Source organism: Kitasatospora sp. NPDC097605 (assembly GCF_040302725.1).
Taxonomy (GTDB): Bacteria; Actinomycetota; Actinomycetes; order Streptomycetales; family Streptomycetaceae; genus Kitasatospora.
Map to the genome: position 1 here is coordinate 27082 of NZ_JBEOSF010000045.1, position 23106 is coordinate 50187.

At 73.2% G+C, this 23106-nt stretch carries 17 protein-coding genes; 4 read left to right on the forward strand and 13 right to left on the reverse strand.

Annotated elements, in window-relative coordinates:
• Window positions 1-211: 211 nt before the first annotated feature.
• From ABTX81_RS33915 to ABTX81_RS33935, 5 genes are all read right to left on the reverse strand, one after another.
• Window positions 212-3766 carry an Rne/Rng family ribonuclease gene (locus ABTX81_RS33915; RefSeq protein WP_350553692.1) on the reverse strand — a complete coding sequence of 1185 codons (3555 nt, stop codon included), beginning with the start codon at window positions 3764-3766 and terminating at the stop codon, window positions 212-214.
• A gap of 396 nt (window positions 3767-4162) precedes the next feature.
• A complete protein-coding gene (locus ABTX81_RS33920; protein WP_350553694.1) occupies window positions 4163-4963 on the reverse strand; it encodes a TIGR03936 family radical SAM-associated protein in 801 nt (266 codons plus the stop codon).
• Between the two features lie 173 nt (window positions 4964-5136).
• Window positions 5137-5562 (reverse strand): PIN domain nuclease, encoded by a 426-nt coding sequence (locus ABTX81_RS33925; RefSeq protein ID WP_350553696.1) that lies wholly within the window; start codon window positions 5560-5562, stop codon window positions 5137-5139.
• A complete protein-coding gene (locus ABTX81_RS33930; RefSeq protein WP_350553698.1) occupies window positions 5563-5781 on the reverse strand; it encodes a type II toxin-antitoxin system VapB family antitoxin in 219 nt (72 codons plus the stop codon).
• A gap of 118 nt (window positions 5782-5899) precedes the next feature.
• Window positions 5900-7828 (reverse strand): TIGR03960 family B12-binding radical SAM protein, encoded by a 1929-nt coding sequence (locus tag ABTX81_RS33935; protein ID WP_350553700.1) that lies wholly within the window; start codon window positions 7826-7828, stop codon window positions 5900-5902.
• A gap of 417 nt (window positions 7829-8245) precedes the next feature.
• Here ABTX81_RS33935 and ABTX81_RS33940 point away from each other — a divergent pair, with 417 nt between their 5' ends.
• Window positions 8246-9538: a M14 family zinc carboxypeptidase gene (locus ABTX81_RS33940; RefSeq protein ID WP_350553702.1), complete on the forward strand. Its 1293-nt coding sequence runs from the start codon at window positions 8246-8248 to the stop codon at window positions 9536-9538.
• Window positions 9539-9639: 101 nt separating this feature from the next.
• On the opposite strand, the gene rodA is transcribed toward ABTX81_RS33940, so the two are convergent.
• The 8 genes from rodA to folC form a co-directional block, all read right to left on the reverse strand.
• Window positions 9640-10839 carry a rod shape-determining protein RodA gene (rodA, locus tag ABTX81_RS33945; protein ID WP_350553704.1) on the reverse strand — a complete coding sequence of 400 codons (1200 nt, stop codon included), beginning with the start codon at window positions 10837-10839 and terminating at the stop codon, window positions 9640-9642.
• Entirely contained in the window at window positions 10836-13106 is a 2271-nt protein-coding gene (gene mrdA / locus ABTX81_RS33950; RefSeq protein WP_350553706.1) for a penicillin-binding protein 2, read from the reverse strand. The genes rodA and mrdA overlap by 4 nt, the downstream gene beginning before the upstream one ends.
• Window positions 13107-13169: 63 nt before the next feature.
• Window positions 13170-13808: a rod shape-determining protein MreD gene (mreD, locus tag ABTX81_RS33955; protein WP_350553708.1), complete on the reverse strand. Its 639-nt coding sequence runs from the start codon at window positions 13806-13808 to the stop codon at window positions 13170-13172.
• A 3-nt stretch (window positions 13809-13811) separates the two neighbouring features.
• Window positions 13812-14777, reverse strand: coding sequence for a rod shape-determining protein MreC (gene mreC, locus ABTX81_RS33960; RefSeq protein WP_350553710.1), 966 nt, complete (start codon window positions 14775-14777; stop codon window positions 13812-13814).
• A gap of 92 nt (window positions 14778-14869) precedes the next feature.
• Window positions 14870-15895 (reverse strand): rod shape-determining protein, encoded by a 1026-nt coding sequence (locus ABTX81_RS33965; protein ID WP_030309693.1) that lies wholly within the window; start codon window positions 15893-15895, stop codon window positions 14870-14872.
• A gap of 319 nt (window positions 15896-16214) precedes the next feature.
• Complete coding sequence (ndk, locus tag ABTX81_RS33970) at window positions 16215-16628, reverse strand: nucleoside-diphosphate kinase (protein WP_350553712.1); 414 nt, start codon at window positions 16626-16628, stop codon at window positions 16215-16217.
• A gap of 133 nt (window positions 16629-16761) precedes the next feature.
• Entirely contained in the window at window positions 16762-17100 is a 339-nt protein-coding gene (locus ABTX81_RS33975) for a DUF4233 domain-containing protein (RefSeq protein WP_350553714.1), read from the reverse strand.
• Window positions 17101-17102: 2 nt separating this feature from the next.
• Window positions 17103-18494, reverse strand: coding sequence for a bifunctional tetrahydrofolate synthase/dihydrofolate synthase (gene folC / locus ABTX81_RS33980; protein ID WP_350553716.1), 1392 nt, complete (start codon window positions 18492-18494; stop codon window positions 17103-17105).
• A 264-nt stretch (window positions 18495-18758) separates the two neighbouring features.
• Between folC and ABTX81_RS33985 the strand changes: the two genes are divergently transcribed.
• The 3 genes from ABTX81_RS33985 (at window position 18759) to ABTX81_RS33995 (ending at window position 23055) form a co-directional block, all read left to right on the forward strand.
• Window positions 18759-20102 carry an XrtP-associated glycosyltransferase gene (locus tag ABTX81_RS33985; RefSeq protein WP_502892919.1) on the forward strand — a complete coding sequence of 448 codons (1344 nt, stop codon included), beginning with the start codon at window positions 18759-18761 and terminating at the stop codon, window positions 20100-20102.
• Window positions 20103-20148: 46 nt separating this feature from the next.
• Window positions 20149-21321, forward strand: a complete 1173-nt coding sequence (wecB, locus tag ABTX81_RS33990) for a non-hydrolyzing UDP-N-acetylglucosamine 2-epimerase (protein ID WP_350553720.1) — start codon at window positions 20149-20151, stop codon at window positions 21319-21321.
• A 201-nt stretch (window positions 21322-21522) separates the two neighbouring features.
• Window positions 21523-23055 (forward strand): chitinase, encoded by a 1533-nt coding sequence (locus ABTX81_RS33995; protein WP_350553722.1) that lies wholly within the window; start codon window positions 21523-21525, stop codon window positions 23053-23055.
• Window positions 23056-23106: the final 51 nt, after the last annotated feature.

Sequence of the window (23106 nt, forward strand, 5' to 3'; positions counted from 1 at the left end):
TACTTTCCCAACTCGGTCGGAGCTCCTGATGCCAGCCACCTGGGTACGGACACAGGGGACCTCTCCCGTGGGCCTCTCGCGAGGCCCGGGAGGTGATGTGCTCGGGAGCATGGCGTAGACACGCCAGTGGTCAAGAATACGGACCGGCCGCCGCTGGGGCAAACCGGCCCGTACGGGTCCGGGGCGGAGGGTGTCCGCCCCGGACCGGGCACTACTCGGCCGCCGTATCACCCTCGGCGGCCGCCGCCTTCTTGGCCGCCGCGCTCGTCCGCTTGGTGGCGGTCTTGCGGGCGGTGGTCTTCTTCGCCGCCGTCGTCGTCTTCTTGGCGGCGGTGGTCTTCTTGGCGGCGGTCTTGCGGGCCGCCCGCTTCTTCGGCGCCGGCGCCTCCTCGGCGGGCTCCTCGGTCGCGGCCGGCTCGGCGGCGGCCTCGGCGGCCGGCTCGGTGACGACCTCGGCCTCGACGGCGGCCGGCTCGGCCACCGCCTCGGCCACGACCGCCTCGGCCGGCTGCTCCTCGGCCGGCGCCTCGGCGGCCGCGAGGGCCGACTCCAGCGCCGCCTCGGCCTTGGCCTGCAGCACCACGATCTCCGCCTCGCCCGGCGCACCGGCCGGGGCCGTGGCCTTGCGCACCGCCCGGCGGCGGGGCCGCCCGGCGGCCGTGGTGGCGGGGGCCGGCGCGGCGGCCGGAGCCTCGACGACCGCGGCCTCGACCGCGACCGGCTCGGCGGCGGCCTCGGCCGGAGCCTCGACGCCCGGCACCTCGATCGCCAGCTGGCCCTCGATCTCCTCGCGGACCGGCGCCTCGGCGGCCTCGACGACCGCCTCCGGGGCGGCCGCGACGGCCTCCACCGGCTCGACGGCCTCGACGGCCTGCGGCTCCTCGTGCGCCGCGCCGCCCTTGCCCCGGCGACGGCGCTTGCCGCCGCCCGAGCCCGCCTCGACGGCGGCCGCGCCGCCACCGGCGTGCACGTGGGTGCTCGGCTGCTCCATGTGGACGATCACACCGCGGCCGTTGCAGTGCACGCAGGGCTCGGAGAAGGACTCCAGCAGCCCCTGGCCGACCCGCTTGCGGGTCATCTGCACCAGGCCCAGCGAGGTGACCTCGGCCACCTGGTGCTTGGTCCGGTCCCGGCCCAGGCACTCCAGCAGGCGGCGCAGCACCAGGTCGCGGTTGGACTCCAGGACCATGTCGATGAAGTCGATCACGATGATGCCGCCGAGGTCGCGCAGCCGCAGCTGGCGCACGATCTCCTCGGCCGCCTCGATGTTGTTCCGGGTGACCGTCTCCTCCAGGTTGCCGCCCTGGCCGACGAACTTCCCGGTGTTGACGTCGATGACGACCATCGCCTCGGTGCGGTCGATCACCAGCGAACCGCCGCTGGGCAGCCAGACCTTGCGGTCCAGCGCCTTCATCAGCTGCTCGTCGATCCGGTAGGTGGCGAAGACGTCCACCTCGGAGGTCCACCGCTGGAGCCGCCCGGCGAGGTCCGGGGCCACGTTGGAGACGTAGTCGTGGATGGTGTTCCACGCCTCGGTGCCGGAGACGATGACCTTGGTGAAGTCCTCGTTGAAGATGTCGCGGACGACCCGGACGGTCATGTCCGGCTCGCCGTACAGCAGCGCGGGGGCGTTGCCGGACGCGGCCTTCTTCTGGATGTCCTCCCACTGCTGCTGCAGTCGCTGGACGTCGCGGGTCAGCTCCTCCTCGGAGGCGCCCTCGGCGGCGGTGCGCACGATGACGCCCGCGTCGTCCGGGACGATCTTCTTGAGGATCTGCTTCAGGCGGGCGCGCTCGTTCTCCGGCAGCTTGCGGGAGATGCCGGTCATCGAGCCCTCGGGCACGTAGACCAGGTAGCGGCCGGGCAGCGAGATCTGGCTGGTCAGGCGGGCGCCCTTGTGGCCGATCGGGTCCTTGGAGACCTGCACCAGCACGGACTGGCCGGACTTCAGCACGGACTCGATCCGGCGCGGGCCGCCGTGGCCGCCGAGCGCGCCGAAGTTGACCTCGCCGGCGTACAGCACGGCGTTGCGGCCCTTGCCGATGTCGACGAAGGCGGCCTCCATCGACGGCAGCACGTTCTGGACCTTGCCCAGGTAGACGTTGCCGACGTACGAGGTGGCCTGCTCCTTGTTGACGTAGTGCTCGACGAGCACGCCGTCCTCGAGGACGCCGATCTGGGTCCGCTGGCCGTTCTGGCGCACCACCATGACGCGCTCGACCGACTCGCGGCGGGCCAGGAACTCGGCCTCGGTGATGATCGGCACCCGGCGGCGGCCCAGCTCACGGCCCTCGCGGCGGCGCTGCTTCTTGGCCTCCAGGCGGGTGGAGCCCTTGATGGACTGCACCTCGTCCGGGTCGAAGGACGGCTCGGTGGAGCGGCGGCGCGGCTCGCGCACCTTCACCACCGTGCGGACGCCGTCCTCGGTGGTCTCGGCGGTCTCGACGGCGCCGGCCTCACCGCTGCGGCGGCGACGGCGGCGACGGCGGCGGGACGAGGACAGGCCGGCGGCCAGGTCGTCGTCCTCGTCCTCGTCCTCCTCGGCGGCCGCGACCGGCTCCTCGGCGGCCGGCTGCTCGGTCTCGGGGCCCTCGGCCTCGATCTCCTCGGCCTCACCGCGACGGCGGCGGCGGCCACCGCGGCGGCGGCGGCGCGACGGGCGGCCGTCCTCCCACTCGTCCTCGGCCTCGGGGCCGGTGACGGGGGCCTCGACGGCGGCGGGCGCCTCGGCGGCCGGCTCCTCGGCGACCGGCTTGGCGGCGACCGGCTTGGCGGCCGCGGGCTTGGCGGCCGGGGTCTTCTCGGCGGCGGGCTTCTGGCGGGCCGGGGTCTGCACCCGCACGGAGGTGCGGACGCGGCGGCGGCGGCCGACGCCGCTGTACTCGAACTCGTCCTCCTCCGCGCGCTCGGCCGGCGCGGCGGGCGCCTCGGCGGGCACCTCGGCGGCGGCCGGCTGCGGGGCGGCCGCAGCGGCCGGCGCGACGTAGGGGGCGGGCTCCTGGAAGACCGGCGCCTGGAAGATCGCGGTGGACGGGCGGACCGCGCGGCGGCGCACCCGGTGCGGCGGCTCGGCCTCGGCGGCCGGCGCGGGCGCGGGCTGCTCGGCGGCGGGCGCCTCGACGACCGGCTCCTCGTCCGGGGCCTCCTCGGCCTCGGGCTCCTCGGCCACCGGCTCCTCGACCACGGGGGCGGCCTCGACCACCCGGCGGCGGCGGGTGCGGCGCGCCGGGGCGGCCGGCACCTCCTCGGCGGGCGCCTCGACGGCCGCCGGCTCCACGGCGGGCTCCGGCTCGGCGACGGCCTGCACCGGCTCCTCGACCGGCGCGGCCTCGGCCTTCTTGCGGGTCCGGCGGGCCCGCACGGGCTTCTCGGCCTTCTCGGCCTTCTCGGGCTTCTCCGCCTTCTCGGGCGCCTCGGCCACGGCCACCGGCTCGCCGGCGTCCGGCGTGGTGACCACGATGGCGGTGGCCTCGGGCGCACCGGCGGGCGCCTCGGCGCGCTTACGGGTGCGGCGGGCCCGCACCGGCTTCTCCGCGACCGGCTCGGCGGCGGCGGGTTCCGGTTCGGCGACGGCCTGCACCGGCTCCTCGGCCGCGATGACCGTCTCGGCGGTCTCGGCGGCCGCGCCCTGCGGCGCTCCGGCCGGGCGGGACACCGCGCGGCGGCGCCGGCGCGGCGGCGCGGCGGACGCGCCCTCGCCACCGGTCCCGGCAGTGTCGTTCTGTTCCGTTGCCGCAGACTGCTGCGGATCGGTGTTCTCGAGCATGCGGGTGGATCTCCCGTCAGGCCCCCGGGCTCCGCATCCGGGCACGGCGCGGCACCGGTGGCCGGCCGGCATCGCGACGATGCTCGGGCCGGACCCTTTCACGGTGCCGCCGTGCGGACGCGAGGCCGCACAGGGGCTCGTAGTCTCGCTCGGCGCCCCGCGCTCGGCGGGGTGTCGAAAGTCTTCTGGTCTGACCAGTCTTCTGAGGTTTTCCCAAGCTGCGCCGTCCCCCAACCCCGGGTGGCTCCCGGACGGGGTCCTCGGGCCCACCGACCGTCGGGGTCGGCAGGCCGCAAGAGGCCGGCCTGTGCTTCGACGACGCTCGCTCCCCTGGGGAGCCGCGGGGGCCTGGAGGACCAGCGGGCCCAGTGGGGAACTGGACCCGGCCTCCGCCCGCTAGGCGGACGCGGTTGCGCGCGGCTCGCCGGTGGCCACAGGGCCGGCCGGGGCCGCGGCGCGGTCGAGCGCCAGCGGGTCGGTCACCGTGCCGGTCCCCTCGTCGAGCGGCCCCTGCGCCAGCCTGGTCACCTCTGCGGGGACCGGCGGCGCCAGGTCGGCCGTCGCACGGAGACCGGACAACACGTCGTCGGGTCGTACGGCGGGTGTGGCGTGTCGTACTACCAGGCGCAGTATCGCACAGGGACGCCCGGTCCGAACATCGCAGGCCTCTTCGGCCTCCGTGTCCGCACCGCCGTCGACCTGCGGCGGGAGGAGTTCGAGAGCCGCCACCGCGCCGCGCGCGTCGAAGACCCGGACGCCGTTCTTGGTGAGGCGTTCGACCTCGACCCGCTCCTCGGCGAGGAACGCCGCGACGGCGCGGCCCGCCTCCTGCGGCTCGACCCCGTCGAGCCGCACCTGCCACTCGGAGGCCTCCAGGCGCTCCACGAAGTTGGACGTGCGCACCTCGACCGCGTCGATCACGTCGAGTCCCCTGGGCAGCGACTCGTCCAGCAGGACGCGCAGCCCCTCCGGGTCGCGGGGGGCGGCGAGCCCGATCTCCAGGTACTCCGCCTCGCTGGCCACACCGGTCGGCGCGGCGTTGGCGTAGGACACCTTGGGGTGGGGGGTGAAGCCGGCCGAGTAGGCCATCGGCACCGCGGAGCGGCGCAGGGCGCGCTCGAAGGCGCGCTGGAAGTCGCGGTGGCTGGTGAAGCGGAGCCGGCCGCGCTTGGTGTAGCGGAGACGGATCCGCTGCACCGTCGGCGCGGGCGGCGGACCGTCGGGCGTGCGGCGTGCCAGGTCGCTCAGTCCTTCGTCAGTTTTTCCCCGTCCGCAGCGGAGGCGTTTCCCCCCACTGTCCGGACGCTGTCACCTCAAAGGGTACGCGCCCCGGCCCACCCCTCGCCCCGCCCCTGCTCGCGGCCCCGTCCTCAGTCCAGCGCCCCGGGCTCCGCGAGCCACCGGGTCTTGAGCTCGGTGTGCTTGGCGATCGTCTCGAAGTCCCGGTCGTAGTGCAGCACGGTCAGCCCGTGGTGCATGGCGGTGACGGCGACCAGCAGGTCCGGGATCCCGGCCGAGCGGTGCTGGCCGGCCTCCACCAGCGACTGCTGCAGTGCCAGCAGTTGACGCCATGCGCCGTCCGGGACAGGACGCCACACATACATCTCGGCCAAGGCGTCCTTGAGGTCGGCGTAGTGCTTCGCGGAGCGCGCCGAGTACAACAGCTCCGCTTCCGTCGGCTCACAGAGGCCGATCCGCCCGTGATCGATGAGCTCGCCCCAGATCTCGTCCATCTCGGGCCGGACGATCCTGACGTGCGCGGACGTGTCGATGAGGAACTGCTCAGTACCGCCCATTCAGCGCCATACCTCTTCCTTGAACCCTGGCTCCAGCGCCTTGTCGAACACTCCGTCGGCCGCCAGGGCGCGCATCCGCCCACGAGCCTGCCGACGGCGCTCGCGCATACCGATCTCGACCAGGGCGGCGTTGACCGTGTCCTTCTTGGTCACGGTGCCGAGCACCTCGGCCGCCAGCGCCAAGGCGTCTTCATCGATGTCGATCATCGTCTTGGCCATCGTATGCACCTCCGTCAGTCAACATCAAATCGACAACTGCAACTGTAACATCGGCTATTAAGTATCCACACACATGTGCCCCCGGCGGATATATCCGCCGGGGGCACATGTATTGCTGCTACTTGTTCACCACGGTGAGCGGGAGGAGCTTCTTGCCGGTGGGGCCGATCTGGATGTGAGTGTCCATCTGGGGGCAGACGCCGCAGTCGAAGCACGGGGTCCAGCGGCAGTCGTCCACCTCGACCTCCTCCAGGGCGTCCTGCCAGTCCTCCCAGAGCCAGTCCTTGTCGAGGCCGCTGTCCAGGTGGTCCCAGGGCAGGACCTCCTCGTAGCCGCGCTCGCGGGTGGTGTACCAGTCGACGTCGACGCCGGTGCCGGCCAGGCCCTTCTCGGCGGCGGCCATCCAGCGGTCGTAGGAGAAGTGCTCGCGCCAGCCGTCGAAGCGGCCGCCGTCCTCGTAGACCGCGCGGATGATCGCGCCGACCCGGCGGTCGCCGCGGGAGAGCAGGCCCTCGACGATGCCGGGCTTGCCGTCGTGGTAGCGGTAGCCGATGTTCTTGCCGTACTTGCGGTCGCCGCGGATCGAGTCGCGCAGCTTGGCCAGGCGGGCGTCGGTGGCCTCGGCGGACAGCTGCGGGGCCCACTGGAACGGGGTGTGCGGCTTGGGCACGAACCCGCCGATGGAGACGGTGCAGCGGATGTCGTTCTGGCCGGTGACCTCGCGGCCCTTCTGGATGACGTTCTTCGCCATCTCGCCGATCTGGAGCACGTCCTCGTCGGTCTCGGTGGGCAGGCCGCACATGAAGTACAGCTTCACCTGGCGCCAGCCGTTGCCGTAGGCGGTGGCGACGGTGCGGATGAGGTCCTCCTCCGACACCATCTTGTTGATCACCTTGCGCATGCGCTCACTGCCGCCCTCGGGGGCGAAGGTGAGGCCCGAGCGGCGGCCGTTGCGGCTGAGCTCGTTGGCGAGGTCGATGTTGAAGGCGTCGACCCGGGTGGACGGCAGCGACAGGCCGATCTTGTCGTCGGCGTAGCGGTCGGCCAGGCCCTTGGCGACGTCACCGATCTCGGTGTGGTCCGCGGAGGACAGCGACAGCAGGCCGACCTCCTCGAAGCCGGTCGCCTTGAGCCCGCGCTCGACCATCTCGCCGATGCCGGTGATGCTTCGCTCCCGCACGGGGCGCGTGATCATGCCGGCCTGGCAGAAGCGGCAGCCGCGGGTGCAGCCGCGGAAGATCTCCACGGACATCCGCTCGTGCACGGTCTCGGCGAGCGGGACCAGCGGCTGCTTCGGGTAGGGCCACTCGTCGAGGTCCATCACGGTGTGCTTGGAGACCCGCCACGGCACGCCGGGGGCATTCGGCACCACGCGCCCGATCCGGCCGTCGGCCAGGTACTCGACGTCGTAGAACTTCGGCACGTAGACGCCGCCGGTGCGGGCCAGGCGCAGCAGCAGCTCGTCGCGGCCGCCGGGGCGCCCCTCGGCCTTCCACTCCCGGACGATCCGGGTGATGTCCAGCACGGCCTGCTCGCCGTCGCCGATCACCGCGCAGTCGATGAAGTCCGCGATCGGCTCGGGGTTGAACGCGGCGTGGCCGCCCGCCAGCACCACCGGGTCCTCGTCGGTCCGGTCGCGGGCGTCCAGCGGGATGCCGGCCAGTTCGAGCGCGGTCAGCATGTTGGTGTAGCCGAGCTCGGTGGAGAAGGAGAGCCCGAACACGTCGAAGGCGCGCACCGGCCGGTGGGCGTCCACGGTGAACTGGGGGACGCCGTGCTCGCGCATCAGCGCCTCGAGGTCCGGCCAGACGCTGTAGGTGCGCTCGGCGAGGACGCCCTCCTGCTCGTTGAGCACCTCGTAGAGGATCATGACGCCCTGGTTGGGCAGGCCGACCTCGTAGGCGTCGGGGTACATCAGCGCCCAGCGGACGTCGCAGGCGTCCCAGTCCTTGACGGTCGAGTTGAGCTCGCCGCCGACGTACTGGATCGGCTTCTGGACGTGCGGGAGGAGGGCCTCCAGGCGTGGGAAGACCGATTCGACAGTCATGTGTACTAGGAACCCTTACGACGTTCGGGACCGCCGCGCGCTTGGCGGTGGCGACGGCTGGGAGGGGTGACCCTCAAGGGTAGCCGAACCGCCGTGCGCCCCGGTGCGGCCGAGGGCCCGGATCCACCGCACCCGGACGGTCCCGGACCGGGATCCCGGCACGTGAACGCGGCCCCACCGGCGGCCCACCGCGAGCCGACCGCGGCCCCACCGCGGGTGCCCGACGACTGTTGACACGCTCCGAGGCCGCGTGCGGTACTGGCAAGGCTCCACCGGAAGGTCCTGTGCGCCCCCGGAACGAGGGAGTCGGCCGCGCGCTCACCGGCCGCGCCGGGAGGACCGGCGCGACCCCGCGCCGCGCTCCCCGCCGAGGCCCCCCGACCGCGCCGCCCCGACCGCCCCGAGGACAGGAGAGCCATGACCGACACGGGCCGGCGGACGCGCCGGATCGACGCCCCGCGGCAGGACACCGGGAGCTATCCGACGGTGGCGCGCGCGATCGCCGCCGCCCGCCGGCTGGCCCGCCGCCACCCCGGTCGGTGCCGGGTCCGCGAGGTGGGCCGCTCCCGGGCGGGACGCCCGCTGGTCCTGCTCTCGGTGGACGACGGCGAGCACGCGGTCCTGGCCGTCGGCGGGCCGCACCCCAACGAGCCGGTCGGCCTGGCCGCCGCCGTCCGGCTGGCCGAGCGGGTGCTGGAGCTGCCGCCCCGCCCCGGGGTCGGCTGGCACGTCCTGCTCTGCCTGGACCCGGACGGCGCCGCGCTCAACGAGGGCTGGCTGCACGGCCCGCTCACCGCGGCCCGGCACTACGAGCACTTCTTCCGGCCGGCCTTCCACGAGCAGCCGGAGCTGCTGCCGCACCCGGACGGCCCGCTGGCGCCGATGCCGGAGAGCCGGGTGCTCACCGGGCTGATCGACGAGCTGCGCCCGGTGCTCCAGTGCTCGCTGCACGGCGTGGACTTCGGCGGCGCGTTCGTGCAGCTGACCCGGCCGCTGCCGGGGCTGGCCGAGCGCTTCGCCCGCTCGGTGGCGCGCGGCGGCATCCCGCTGGACGTCGACTCCTACGACGCGGTCGGCTGGGACAGCCCGGCGCCGGGCAGCTATGTGATGCCGGCGCCGGGCCGGCGCCGCCAGCCGCTGCCGGACCGCCCGGAGCTGTCCACCTGGTCGTACGCGGGCCGGTACGGCGGCACCACGGCGGTGCTGGAGGTGCCGATGTGGGCGATCGACGCGGTCGGCGACGCCCGCCCGGCGCCGGACGTGCGCGCCGCCGTCGGGGCCTGCGCCGACCGGCTGGGCGGCCGGGTCGCGGAGCTGACCGCGCTGCTGCCGCAGGTGCCGCCGCACGCGGGGGTGGCGTACGGGCCGCTGCTGCGCGCCGTCGAGTTCAACCTGGCGGTCTGCCGGCCGGTGGTGGACGACTGGCTCGCCCACTGGTCGTCGGCGCCGCTGTCGGTGTCCCGGGTGACCGCGGCGCGGATCGCCGCCGAGCGGGTGCCGCTGCGGATCGCCTCGATGCTGCTGCGGCTGCTCGCGGACAGCGGCGGCCCGGCGGCGGACGCGGCCCGGGCGCGCGCCCGGGGGATCGCCGCGGCGAGCCTGGAGGGCCTGCACCGGCTGGGCGCCCGCTGGGTGCCGGTGGAGACCCAGGTCGCCCACCAGACCCGGGCGGTGTTCGCCGCCGCCGACCTCCTGCTGCCGCCCGTCTGAACCGAACCGCCCCGCCCTCACCGCCGCCCCCGCCCTCGTCCGGAGAACGGACGAGGGCCGGCCCGGGGTCGTGGAACCCCGGACCGGCCCTCCCGACGGGCTCAGGCCGCTATCGGCCGCTGGCTCTGCACCGCCTGCAACAGCCCGATCGCCACCCAGGTCGAGAACATCGACGAGCCTCCGTAGGAGACGAACGGCAGCGGGATGCCGGCCACCGGCATGATGCCCAGGCACATCCCTATGTTCTCGAAGCCCTGGAAGGCGAACCAGGCGACCACCCCGGCCGCCACGATGGTGCCGTACAGGTCGGTGGCGTGACGGGCGATCCGGCAGGCCCGCCAGAGCACCACGCCGAGCAGCACGATGATCGCCATCGCCCCGAGGAAGCCCAGCTCCTCGCCGGCCACCGTGAACACGAAGTCGGTCTGCTGCTCCGGCACGAACTGCCCGGTGGTCTGCGTCCCGTGGAACAGACCCTTGCCGGTCAGCCCGCCGGAGCCGATCGCGATCCGGGCCTGCGCGGTGTTGTAGCCGACGCCGGACGGGTCGAGCGCCGGGTTGGCGAAGGCCGCGAAGCGGTCGATCTGGTACTTGCTCAGCACCCCGAGCTTCCAGACCGCCACACAGCCGCCGACGCCGGCCAGGATCAGCCCGAACACCCAGCGGTTGGCCGCGCCGGAGGCCAGCAGGATGCCCAGCACGATGACGGCCATCACCATCACCGAGCCGGCGTCCGGCATCAGCATCACTATGGCCATCGGCAGCGTCGCCCAGACCAGGGCCCGGAACACCGACTTGTTCGCCGGGAACTCCCGCTCCCCCGCGTCCACCTGGTCGGAGAGCACGACCGCCATCGACAGCACGATCGCCACCTTGGCGAACTCGGCGGGCTGCACCGAGAAGCCGCCGCCCAGCTGGATCCAGGAGTGCTGGCCGTTGATGGTCGAGCCGAGCGGGCTCAGCGTGGCCAGAAGCAGCAGGATCACGCCGGCGTACAGGAACGGCACGACCGTCCGGAAGCGCCGGCTCCCTATCGCTATCACCACCGCGCACAGCACGGCGCCGATCAGGACGTTGGTCAGGTGCCGGAACAGGAAGTACTGCGGGTCGCCGTGGGTGAGCGTGTCACGGCCCCGGGTCGCCGACCAGACCAGCAGCGAGCTGCCCAGTGAGAGGACCACCGCGGCCAGCAGCAGTATCCAGTCGATCCGCCACAGCGGGGAGTCCTTGGCCAGCGCCTTGGGCACCCCGCCGCGCTGCGGCGCGAGCCGCAGCTGGCGGTACGAGCCGTAGGAGGTCATGCCCGGCCCCTTCCGGTGGAGCGGGTGGGTTCGACGGCGGCCGCGGCCGCCACGGGCACCGGAGCGGCGCTGCCGCCGGGCTGCGCCGGGTCCAGGAAGACCCGCGGCGAGCCGCCGCTCACGCCGGGGTCGCCGAGCGCCGCGCCGCCGGCCGCGAACGAGGCCGGCTTGATGATCGCGGTGCCGTCCGGGTTGAACTTCGGCAGCTCGGCCTGCGGCGTGGGCAGCAGTGCCTTGCCCTGGTCGACGTTGCCCTTGTCGTCGACGCCGTACAGCGACTGGTAGATCCGCCGGATCGCGTCGCCGGAGCCGCCGGAGCCGGTGCCGCCCTGGCTTATCGTCATCACGACCGCGTAGTCGCGGCTGTAGGTGGTCAGCCAGGAGGTGGTCTGCTTGCCCTCGACCTCGGCGGTGCCGGTCTTGGCGTGCAGCTCGATCTTGCCCTGCGGCCAGCCCGCGCCGGTGAACTTCCAGGCGGCGGTGCCGCCGGTGACGACGCCCGCGGTGGCCTGGTCGATGTAGCTGAGCAGCTTCTGGTCGCCGGGCACCCGGCCGTCCTCGTGCGGGGCGATCTCGCGGACGAGCTCCCCGCTCGGGCTTATCACGGCCTTGGCGATCGTCGGCCGGTAGAAGGTGCCGCCGTTGGCGAGCGCCGCGTAGATCCGGGCCATCTGGATCGGGGTGACCAGGGTGTCGCCCTGGCCGATCGCGAAGTTGACGGCGTCACCGGCGCGCATCTGGTAGCCGTCGACGCAGTTCTCCCGGGCGATCTGGTCGGAGAAGCTGTTGCCGCCCTTCTCCGCCTGCTTGCACCAGGCGTCCTTGTTGTTGTCGTAGAAGGACTGCTTCCACTGGCGGTCCGGCACCCGGCCGGTGACCTCGCTCGGCAGGTCGATGCCGGTCTTGGCGCCGAGGCCGAACTCGTGGGCGGTCTTGAAGAACCAGTCGCCCGGATCCTTCTTCGGCTTGATGCCGCCGTCCTTCATCCACTGGTCGTAGGCCAGGCCGTAGAAGACGGTGTCGCAGGAGACCTCCAGGGCGCGCTCCAGGGAGATCGCCCCGAAGCTCTCGCTCTCGAAGTTCTTGAACTCGCGCCCGCCGATGGTCATGCTCTTCGGGCAGTCGTAGCGGCCGTCGAGCGAGTAGCCGGCCTGGACGGCGGCGGTGGTGGAGATGACCTTGAACGTCGAACCGGGGGCCGACTGACCCTGTATGGCCCGGTTCAGCAGCGGGAAGTTGGACTCCTTGCTGGTCAGCGCCTGGTAGTCCTTGCCGCTGATGCCGCCCTGCCACAGGTTGGGGTCGTAGGTGGGGGCGCTGGCCATCGCGACGATCCGCCCGGTGTGCACGTCCATCACGACGGCGGCGCCGGAGTCGGCCTCGTAGTTGCGGTTGGTGACCTTGTCGAAGGTCTTGCGGGCGTCGGCCATCGCCTGCGCCAGGTTGTCCTCGACGACCTTCTGCACCCGGGCGTCGATGCTGGTCACCAGGTTGTTGCCGGTCTGCGGGGCGGCCTGGTCGGCGGTGCCGATGACCCGGCCGAGGTTGTCCACCTCCAGCTTGGTGATGCCGGCGGTGCCGCGCAGGTCGCGGTCGTAGACGGATTCCAGTCCGGCGCGGCCGATCTGGTCGGCCGGCAGGTAGCGCTCCAGGCCGGCCTTGTCGGCGGTCTTGGAGACCTCGTCGTCGGTGACCGGCGAGAGGTAGCCGAGCACCTGGGCGAGGTTGGCGCCCTCGACGCCGGTGTAGTGGCGCACCGCGGTGGGCTGGGCGGTGACCCCGGGGAAGTCCTCGCGGCGCTCCATTATCTGCATCGCCTGCTGGGTGGTCGCCTCCTTGGTGACCGGGATCGGCTGGTAGGGCGAGCCGTTCCAGCAGGGCTGCGGGGTCTTGGCGTCGCAGAGCCGGACCTTCTCCTGGACGTCCTTGGCGGGCATCCCGAGCACCTCGGCGAGCCGGGTCAGCACCTCCTTGCCGCCGTCCTTCTGCTGGAGCAGCGAGGTGCGGCTGACCGAGACGACCAGCTTGGTCTCGTTGCCGGCCAGGATGCGTCCGGAGGCGTCCAGGATCTCGCCGCGCACGGCGGGTTCGACGACCTCGCGGATGTGGTTGCCGGTCGCCTTGGCGGTGTAGACGCTGGCGTTGCGGATCTGGAGGTACCACAGCCGTCCGCCGAGGGTGGCGAGCAGCGAGAGCACCAGGATCTGCAGCACCACCAGACGGATCGTCACCCGCCGGGTACGGCCGGTCTCGGGGATGTTGCTCACGTCTCGTGCGCTCCAAAACAGAACAGGGCGGGCGGGCTGGTCGCTTTCGGCCGGGGCCGGGGGCTACGGGCGCTTGACCGCGCCGAGCAGGCGCTTCCTCTTGTAGGCGGAGCCGCTCCCGGTGTCGCGGGTGGTGCGGTAGCGGGACAGGGTGCCGAGGCCGGGGCCGCCCTCGTCGTCCTCGGCGACGGACAGCGGGTCCTTGCCGAAGCGGCGGGCGACCAGCATCACGACGGGCACCACGAAGGGGGCCAGCAGCAGGTCGTAGAGCAGGGCGGTGAACACCAGCTGGCCGAGCCCGACGTGCCGGGCGGCGGTGTCGCCGACCAGCGCGCCGACCATCGCGTACAGCAGGGTGGAGGCGATCGCGGCGCCGCCCACCACCAGCAGCGCGCTGGGGACCGAGCGCTGGCGGCCGTGCTCGGGGCGCAGCAGTCCGGCGGCGTAGCCCATCAGGCAGAGCACCAGCGCGTAGCGGCCGATGGCGTGGTCGGAGGGCGGGGCGAGGTCGGCGAGCAGGCCGGCCGCGAAGCCGACCAGGCAGCCGCCGGTGGGCCCGTAGACGAGGGCGAGGCCGACGACCACGAGCAGCAGTATGTCGGGGGTGGCCCCGGGCAGTTGCAGCCGGCCGAAGACGCTGACCTGCAGCAGCAGGCCGAGCAGGATCAGCACGGCGGAGACGGGGATGCGGGCGAGGCGCATGGCTCAGTTCCCCCCAGTGGGCTTGGCGGGCGGGACGGCGGCCGGGACGGCGGGGGCGGCCGGCGCGGCGGGTGCCGCCGGTGCGGCCTGGCCCTGGTCGCCCGGCGCGGGGGCGGGCGGCAGGACGGCGTCGCGCGGGTCGGTGCGCGGCGGGACGACGACCACGCCGACCAGGTCGAGCCGGGTGAACTGGACGAACGGCTCGACCAGGACCGTCTTGGTGAGCTGGCCGGGGTTGGCCTCGACCTGGACGACCTTGCCGACCGGGACGCCGGGGACGAACGGGCGGCCGCTCTGCGAGCCGAAGGTGACCAGCCGGTCGCCCTCCTTGACCTGGGCCTTGCCGTTGAGCAGCGAGACCTTCATGGCGCTGGTGCCGCCGCCGGCGGCGAAGCCGATCTCGCCGCTGCCCTCCAGCCGGGTGCCGGCGGTGAAGCCGGGGTCGGAGGCGAGCAGCACGGTGGCGGTGGTCGGGGCGACGGTGGTGATCCGCCCGACCAGGCCCTGGCCGTTGATGACGGTCATGTCGCGGGTGAGGCCGTCGTCGCTGCCGGCGTCGATGGTGATGGTCCAGGAGAAGCCCTGGGCCGGGCCGATCGCGATGGTCTGCGCGGCCTTGACGGTGTAGCCGCCGGCGCCGGCGGTACGCAGCAGGTCGTCGAGCTGCTTGGTGCGTCCGCCGGCCATGTCGGAGGAGGCGAGCTTCTGCCGCAGTTCGGTGTTCTCGCGGGCGAGCTGGTCGGTGCGCCCGCTGTTCGAGGCGGCGTCGCGGAAGGCGCGCACGGTGTCGGCGACCGGGTCGACGGCGGTGGCGGCGCCGCGTTCGACCGGGCCGAGGACGGCGGCGGCCGCGCGCCGGGCGCCGCCGAGCGGGGAGCTCTCACCGCCCTTGATGTCGACGGTGATCAAGGCGAAGGCGACGGCCACCAGCAGGATGAGCAGCAGCCGGCTCTCTCGTGTGTCCCTCACGGTGCTGGTACTGCCCCTTCGTACCCCTGGCCGCCGTCCCGGGCTGTGGACCCGGGCGGGGGCCCGTCAGTTCGGCTGGTGTGTCGGTTGTGCTAACGGCGCGGTGCGGCGTCGAGTACCTGCTGGAGCGCCTCGAACTCCTCGACGCACTTGCCGGAGCCGAGTGCGACGGAGTCCAGCGGGTTCTCCGCGATGTGGATCGGCATGCCGGTCTCCCGGCGCAGCCGCTCGTCCAGGCCGCGCAGCAGGGCGCCGCCGCCGGTGAGCACGATGCCCCGGTCCATGACGTCGCCGGCCAGCTCGGGCGGGCACTGGTCGAGGGTGGTCTTGACCGCGTCGATGATCGAGTTGACCGGCTCGTCGATGGCCTCGCGGACCTCGGCGGCGGAGATGACGACGGTCTTGGGCAGGCCGCTGACCAGGTCGCGGCCGCGGATCTCGGCGTGCTCGTCCTTCTCGCCCTCCAGGCCGAAGGCGGAGCCGATGCTCATCTTGATCTGTTCGGCGCTGCGCTCGCCGAGGAGCAGCGAGTACTCCTTCTTGATGTGCTGGACGATGGCGTTGTCCAGCTCGTCGCCGGCGACCCGGATGGACTGCGCGGTGACGATGCCGCCGAGCGAGATGACGGCGACCTCGGTGGTGCCGCCGCCGATGTCGACGACCATGTTGCCGGTGGGCTCGTGGACGGGCAGCCCGGCGCCGATGGCGGCGGCCATCGGCTCCTCGATGATGTGCACCTGGCGGCAGCCGGCCTGCAGGGAGGCCTCGATGACGGCGCGGCGCTCGACGCCGGTGATGCCGGAGGGGACGCAGACGACGACCCGGGGGCGGGCGAGGAAGCGGCGGCGGTGCACCTTGAGGATGAAGTAGCGCAGCATCCGCTCGGTGATCTCGAAGTCGGCGATCACGCCGTCCTTGAGCGGGCGGATGGCGACGATGTTGCCGGGGGTGCGGCCGATCATCTTCTTGGCCTCGGAGCCGACCGCGAGGATGCCCCCGGTGTTGGTGTTGACCGCCACCACGGACGGCTCGTTGAGGACGATCCCCTTGCCCCTGACGTACACCAGCGTGTTGGCAGTTCCGAGGTCGATCGCCAAGTCGCGGCCGATGAACGACAGGTTGCTCGCCATGGGGTGGGGTGCCTTTCCCGGGCTCGGAGTCTTGTGGGGTAACGGTGTGCGCGCCCACGCGTGGGCGGCGACCAGCTGAGCTGCCTTACCGGGCCCTTGAGTCGCGTCCATCGTAGTCACGCCGGTCGGCACGGACGTCGACGTGGGGCATGCCGTCCATTGTCCGGGGCGTGATCGCTTCTCCGGGCATTGGGACGCCGTGTCGGAGGGCCTGGTTCCCTATTTCCCGATAAGAATGCCCCGGCCGGGCCAATGGTCCCGGCCGGGGCCTTCCGAAGGTCCCTGGTGGTCGCCGCGCCCGGTCGGGTCAGGCGTGCGCGGGGAAGAAGATCTTGATCTCGCGCTCGGCGGACTCGACCGAGTCGGAGGCGTGGATGAGGTTCTCGCGGGTGATCGTCGCGTAGTCGCCGCGGATGGTGCCGGCCCCGGCCTCCAGCGGGTTGGTGGCGCCGGCCAGCATGCGGACGCCGGCGATGGCCTCCTCGCCCTCGACGATCAGGGCGATCGACGGGCCGGAGGTCATGAACTCCAGCAGCGGCTCGTAGAACGGGCGGCCGACGTGCTCCGCGTAGTGGTGCTCCAGCGTCGCCCGGTCGAAGGTGCGCAGCTCGACGGCGGCGAGCCGCCAGCCGGCCTTGCGCTCGATGCGGCTGATGATCTCGCCGGCCAGGCCGCGCTTCACGGCGTCGGGCTTGAGCAGGACGAGAGTGCGCTGGGACACGGGGCGTCTCCTGGGGAAATCGGGTTCGGCGCGCACGCGTTTCGGCGCGCACGCGCGGATCCGCGTGCGCCGTGCGACTACCGCAGAGGCTACCTTGCGTGAACGAACGCGCCGGACCCGGTCCTGGGCCGCCTCAGGCGGTCGCGGCGGCGGCCCGGGCGGCCTTGATCTCGTCGATCTTGCGGCCGTAGTGCACCGAGCACCACCACAGGCCGGCGAAGACCGCGCCGAGCCCGAACATGGTCGGCACGACGAAGCCGCTGGCGATCAGCGCGAGCTGCAGGGCCCAGCCGACGGCGACCGCGCCGGGGCGGGTGATCATGCCGCAGAGCAGCAGGCACAGCGCCATCGCGACCCCGCTGACGGTCCACAGCGCGCCGGTGGACACGTCGGAGAGCTGCATCGCGACCAGGGCCGCGAACAGCACCACGAGGGCCTCGCCGATCAGCGTCGAGGAGCAGAGCGTCCTCATCGTCACTTCCTCCCGAGCAGCAGGCGGGCCTCGCCCACCGTGATGACCGAACCGGTGACCAGCACCCCGGCGCCGCCGAGGTCGCCCTCCTCCTCGGCCAGGGTGACGGCGGCGGCGATGGCGTCGTCGAGCCGGGGCTCGACCTGGACGCGCTCCTCGCCGAAGACCTCGACCGCGAGCGCGGCCAGCTCGTCCACGTCCATCGCGCGGTGGGTGGAGTTGCGGGTGACGACGACCTCGGCGAGGACCGGCTCGAAGGCCTCCAGCAGGCCGGTCACGTCCTTGTCGCCGCTGGTGCCGATGACCCCGACGAGGCGGGTGAAGCCGAAGGACTCGGTGAGCGCGGCGACGGTGGCCCGGGCGCCGTGCGGGTTGTGGGCGGCGTCCAGGACGATGGTGGGGCTGCGCCGGACGACCTCCAGCCGGCCCGGGGAGCTGACGCCGGAGAACGCCTGGCGGACCTTGTCCGCGTCGAGCTGTCCGCCGCGGGCGCCGCCGACGCCGAAGAACGCCTCGACGGCGGCCAGCGCGAGGGCCGCGTTGTGCGCCTGGTACTCGCCGTGCAGCGGCAGGAAGACGTCCTCGTACTCCTCGCCGCCGAGCCCGCGCAGCGTCACCAGCTGGCCGCCGACGGCGAGTTCGCGGCGGATGACGCCGAACTCCATGCCCTCGCGGGCGACCGTGGCGTCGACCTCGACGGCGCGCCGCAGGATGGTCTGGGCGGCGTCGAGCTGCTGCTGGGCGACGACGGCGACGGCGCCGGACTTGATGATCCCGGACTTCTCGACGGCGATCTCGCCGGTGGTCTCCCCCAGCTTGTCGGTGTGGTCCAGGCCGATCGGGGTGATGACGGCGACGGCGGCGTCGATGACGTTGGTGGCGTCCCAGGAGCCGCCCATGCCGACCTCGACCACGGCGACGTCCACCGGGGCGTCGGCGAAGGCGGCGTAGGCCATGCCGGTGAGCACCTCGAAGAAGGACATCGCGACCGGCTCGCGCTCGTCGACCATCCGCACGTAGGGCTCGATGTCGCGGTAGACCTCGACGAACCGCTCGGGGGTGATCGGGGCGCCGTCCAGGGTGATCCGCTCGGTGACGCTCTCCACGTGCGGGCTGGTGTAGCGGCCGGTGCGCAGCTCGAAGACGGTGAGCAGCTGCTCGATCATCCGGGCGGTGGAGGTCTTGCCGTTGGTACCGGTGACGTGGATGGAGGGGAAGGAGCGCTGGGGCTGGCCCAGGATGTCCATCAGCGCCTCGATCCGGTCGAGCGAGGGCTCCAGCTTGTTCTCCGGCCAGCGCTCGGAGAGTTCCACCTCGACGTCGCGCAGGGCGTCGCCGGTGCCGCCGTCGGCGGGGCGGAGGGTGTACGGGTTCGGGTCGGCCTTGTCGCTCACGACCACAGTCTACGGAGCGGGGCGCGTCGCTCCTCACGGGGTGAGAACGACCACTTTGCCCGAGTTCGGCAGTTTCCCGTGTTTACTATCGATTTAGCGACATCAGACCGCAATGAAGCATTGATTCGCATCCCAGGGAGATAAATCACCTTCGATCATGAGGAGCACCGCGCCATGCCCGACGCCCTGCGCCACTTCGTCGAGACGCACCGCGAGGGCTTCCTCCAGCTCGGCGGACTGATCTCGCTGGCCCTGCTCTGCTACATGGTCCTGGTGTTCGGCCGCTTCCTGGTCTACTGGGCCGGCTCCCGGCACGCCTTCCGGCACAACGCCCCCGCGCGGCCCGGCGACCCCGCCGCCTTCCAGTGGCACCTGGTGATCCCCTGCCGGGACGAGGAGGCCGTGGTCACCCAGACACTGGCCGGCCTGCGGGCCGTCGCCCCCGCCGCCCACCTGTGGGTGATCGACGACGACAGCGAGGACGCCACCCGCGACCTGGTGCTCGCCGCCGCCGCCCGCGACGAGCGCGTCCACCTGGTCCAGCGCCGCCGCCCGCACGCCCGGATCGGCAAGGGCGCCGCCCTCAACGCCGCCTACCGGGAGATCTCCGCCTGGCTGCCGCCCGGCACCGACCGCTCCCGGGTGGTCCTCGGCGTGGTCGACGCCGACGGGCAGCTCGACCCCGGCACCCTCGAACAGGTCTGCAACGACCGCGCGATGGGCCGCCCCGACACCGGCGCCGTGCAGATCGGCGTGCGGATGCGCAACGCCGAGGACGAGCGGCCGCTGCCCGGCCGCGGCCGCGCCGCCAACGCGGCCGCCCGCGCCCTGGTGCGGATGCAGGACGTCGAGTTCCGGGCCAACAACGCCGGCATGCAGCTGCTGCGCCGGCGCACCGGCAGCGTCGGCCTCGGCGGCAACGGCCAGTTCGTGCGGCTCACCGCCCTGGACTCGCTCACCGCCGAGGAGGGCCGCGCCGGACGCCCCTGGCCCGAGCGCGCCCTGCTGGAGGACTACGAGTCCGGCCTCGACCTGCGGCTGGCCGGCTGGCGGCTCACCCATGTCACCGAGGCCGCCGTCTCCCAGGAGGCCCTGGTCTCCTGGCGGCGCTTCCTCACCCAGCGCACCCGCTGGGCGCAGGGCAACATGCAGTGCCTGCGCTACACCGGGAGGGTGCTGCGCTCGCGGCACTACCGGCCCGCCGGCAAGGCCGAGGTGCTCTACACCTTCCTCCAGCCGGTGGTCTGCGTGCTGCTGGTCGTCCTCACCCCGCTGTCGCTGGCGATCACCGGGGCGGGCCTCGTGCTCTTCCCCGCGGAGACCGCCGGCTTCCAGCTGCGCTACGGCCCGTGGATGGCGCTCGCCTTCGTGCTCGCCACCCTGCCGATGGTGTTCTGGGGCCCGGCCTACCGCCGGCTCGTCCACCCCGACCGCCGCCGGGCCGCCGGCCTGCTCTGGGGCGTCCTGGTCTGGCTCTACGCCTACCACCTGTTCGTGGTCGCCATCCGGGCCGCGGTGCGCCTGCTGCTCGGCCGCAACGGCTGGGCCAAGACCCGGCGCAACGCCGAGAAGGTCGCCCTAGGCGCCCCCACCGCGCTCGAGTCCTGATCCCCGCCCCCGACCTCCCCACTCCCGAGAACGGAGCCGTTCCGCCATGACCGCGTGCCCGTCCCCGACGCCCGCCGCCGACCGCCCGCTCGCCCCCGGCAGCGTCGCCGTCGTCCTCGGCACCCGCCCCGAACTGGTCAAGCTCGCCCCGCTGATCCACGAACTCGGCCCCGCCACCCGCCTGGTCCACACCGGCCAGCACTGGGACGAGGCGATGTCCGGCCGCTTCCTGCGCGACCTCGGCCTGCCCCGCCCCGAACTGCTCACCGGCGTCGGCGGCCGCCCCCGGGGCGGCCAGATCGCCCGGTCGCTCGGCCAGCTCGACGCCGCCTTCGCCGAGGACCGCCCGGCCGCCGTCGTCGTCCAGGGCGACACCAACGCCACCCTGGCCGGCGCGCTCGCCGCCAACGCCCGGGACATCCCGCTGGTGCACGTCGAGGCCGGGCTGCGCAGCTTCGACCGGGCGATGCCCGAGGAGCACAACCGGGTGATGGTCGACCACGTCGCCGACCTGCTGTGCGCCGCCACCCCCGACAACGCCGCCAACCTGCGCGCCGAGTCCCTCGCCGAGGAGCGGATCGCGCTCACCGGCAACACCGTCGTCGAGGTGGTCCGCCGCTCGCTGCCGGACACCGCCGCCCGGGCCGCCCTGCTCGCCGGGCACGGCCTGGCCGCCGACCGCTATGTGCTGGCCACCGTGCACCGGCCGGAGAACACCGACACCGCCGAGGCGCTCGGCGCCGTCCTCGCCGAACTCGACCGGATCGCCCGGGCCGGCACCCCGGTGCTGTTCCCGATGCACCCGCGCACCCGGGCCGCCGTCGAACGGTTCGCCCTGGACGGCCTGCTGGAGCGGCTCGCGGTGACCGGGCCGGTCGGCTACGCCGGCTTCCTGGGCCTGGCCCGGCACGCCGCGCTGCTGGTCTCCGACTCCGGCGGGGTGCAGGAGGAGTGCACGGTGCTCGGCCGCCCGCTGCTGGTGGTACGCCGCTCCACCGAGCGCCCGGAGGCCGTCGAGGCCGGCTTCGCCGCGCTGGTGGCGCCCGGCGCCGAACTCGGCGAGCACGCCCGGGCCTGGCTGGCCGACACCCCCGAGCGGCTCGCCCGGCTCGCGGCCGTCCCCAGCCCGTACGGCGACGGCCTGGCCTCCGCCCGGATCGCCCGGCTGACCGCCCGGCTGGCCGAGGAGCCCGCGGCGGCGGCGCCGATGGCCGCCTGAGCCGGCCCGGGGCGGGCACCCGGACCGGGCCCTCGGACAGGGCCCTCTTGACAGCCGAATTGGTCTACTCCATTTTGTGAGGGCAAGTCTCCTGCCCCGACAGGGACTTGATTTGTCGGTAGCTCCCGCACGCACATCCATCGACACCCGGACGGCTCTCCCCCACGGGAGCCGCCGGCCTCCCCCACAGGAGCTGGAGTCATGCCACCTGCCCGACAGCGGCGCCCGCGCGCCGTCCACTCGATGCTCGCCGGCGCCAGTGCCGTCGCGATCGGCCTGAGCGGCCTGGTCCTCGCCGGCGGCCCCGGCGCCCACGCCGCCCCGACCGACGTCGAGCTCATCACCAACGGCGGCTTCGAGGACGCCAACCGCCTCAACGGCTGGACCTGTACGGCCGGCGCACCGGAGACCGCCACGGTCCACTCCGGCACCGGCGCGCTGCGCTCCACCCCGGGCGGCGGCGGCACCGGCGAGTGCACCCAGACCGTCGCGGTCAAGCCGTCCTCGACCTACACCCTGAGCAGCTGGGTCCAGGGCTCCTACATCTACCTCGGCGCCCGCGGCACCGGCGGCACCGACCCGAGCACCTGGACGCCCGGCGGCAACGCCTGGTCCAAGCTCAGCACCACCTTCACCACCGGGGCGAACACCACCAGCGTCACCGTCTACCTGCACGGCTGGTACGGGCAGCCGGCCTTCCTGGCCGACGACGTCTCGCTGCTCGGCCCGGGCGACCCCAAGCCCAGCCCCACCGCGACCAGCCCCACCCCGACCGACCCCGGCAGCCCGTCGCCCACCGAGACCACCACGCCCTCCCCCACCGCCACCACGCCCCGGCCGCCGTCCAAGCACCTGCTGACCGGCTACTGGCAGAACTTCGACAACGGCGCCACCGTGCAGCGGATCAGCGACGTCCCGGCCGCGTACGACATCATCGCGGTCTCCTTCGCCGAGGCCACCGGCACGCCCGGGGGCCTGGGCTTCGCCCTGGACCCGACGCTCTCCTCCCGGCTCGGCGGCTACACCGAGGCCCAGTTCAAGGCCGACATCGCGGCCAAGAAGGCGGCCGGCAAGAAGGTGATCCTCTCGGTCGGCGGCGAGAAGGGCACCGTCTCCGTCAGCAGCGCCACCTCGGCCGCCAACTTCGCGAACACCGCCTGGTCCCTGATGCAGACCTACGGCTTCGACGGCGTGGACATCGACCTGGAGAACGGCATCAACTCCACCTACATGGGCCAGGCGCTGCACTCGCTGGCCGCCAAGGCCGGCCCCGGGTTCACGCTCACCATGGCGCCGCAGACCATCGACATGCAGTCCACCGGCATGGAGTACTTCAAGCTGGCGCTGAACGTGAAGGACATCCTCACCATCGTCAACACGCAGTACTACAACTCCGGCGCGATGCTCGGCTGCGACGGCCAGGTGTACTCCCAGGGCACCGTCAACTTCCTCACCGGGCTGGCCTGCATCCAGCTCAAGGGCGGGCTGCGGCCCGACCAGGTGGGCCTCGGCGTGCCGGCCTCCACCAGCGCGGCCGGCGGCGGCTACGTCAGCCCGAGCGTGGTCAACAACGCGCTGGACTGCCTGGCCTCCGGCACCAACTGCGGCAGCTTCAAGCCCGACACCAAGTGGCCCGGGATCGGCGGGGCGATGACCTGGTCGACCAACTGGGACGCCAAGGCGGGCGGCGGGATCGCCAACACCGTCGGCTCGCACCTGCACGCGATGCCGTAGGCGGGACACGCAGGACACGCGGGACAGGCGGGGCCGTGGGCCCGGGCCGGG

Coding starts and splice junctions, on each gene's coding strand:
- ABTX81_RS33915 (WP_350553692.1), bottom strand. CDS start 3,766: ATGCTCGAGAACACCGATCCGCAGCAGTCTGCGGCAACGGAACAGAAC.
- ABTX81_RS33925 (WP_350553696.1), bottom strand. CDS start 5,562: ATGGGCGGTACTGAGCAGTTCCTCATCGACACGTCCGCGCACGTCAGG.
- ABTX81_RS33930 (WP_350553698.1), bottom strand. CDS start 5,781: ATGGCCAAGACGATGATCGACATCGATGAAGACGCCTTGGCGCTGGCG.
- ABTX81_RS33935 (WP_350553700.1), bottom strand. CDS start 7,828: ATGACTGTCGAATCGGTCTTCCCACGCCTGGAGGCCCTCCTCCCGCAC.
- ABTX81_RS33940 (WP_350553702.1), top strand. CDS start 8,246: ATGACCGACACGGGCCGGCGGACGCGCCGGATCGACGCCCCGCGGCAG.
- rodA (WP_350553704.1), bottom strand. CDS start 10,839: ATGACCTCCTACGGCTCGTACCGCCAGCTGCGGCTCGCGCCGCAGCGC.
- mreD (WP_350553708.1), bottom strand. CDS start 13,808: ATGCGCCTCGCCCGCATCCCCGTCTCCGCCGTGCTGATCCTGCTCGGC.
- ABTX81_RS33975 (WP_350553714.1), bottom strand. CDS start 17,100: ATGAGGACGCTCTGCTCCTCGACGCTGATCGGCGAGGCCCTCGTGGTG.
- ABTX81_RS33985 (WP_502892919.1), top strand. CDS start 18,759: ATGGTCCTGGTGTTCGGCCGCTTCCTGGTCTACTGGGCCGGCTCCCGG.
- wecB (WP_350553720.1), top strand. CDS start 20,149: ATGACCGCGTGCCCGTCCCCGACGCCCGCCGCCGACCGCCCGCTCGCC.
- ABTX81_RS33995 (WP_350553722.1), top strand. CDS start 21,523: ATGCCACCTGCCCGACAGCGGCGCCCGCGCGCCGTCCACTCGATGCTC.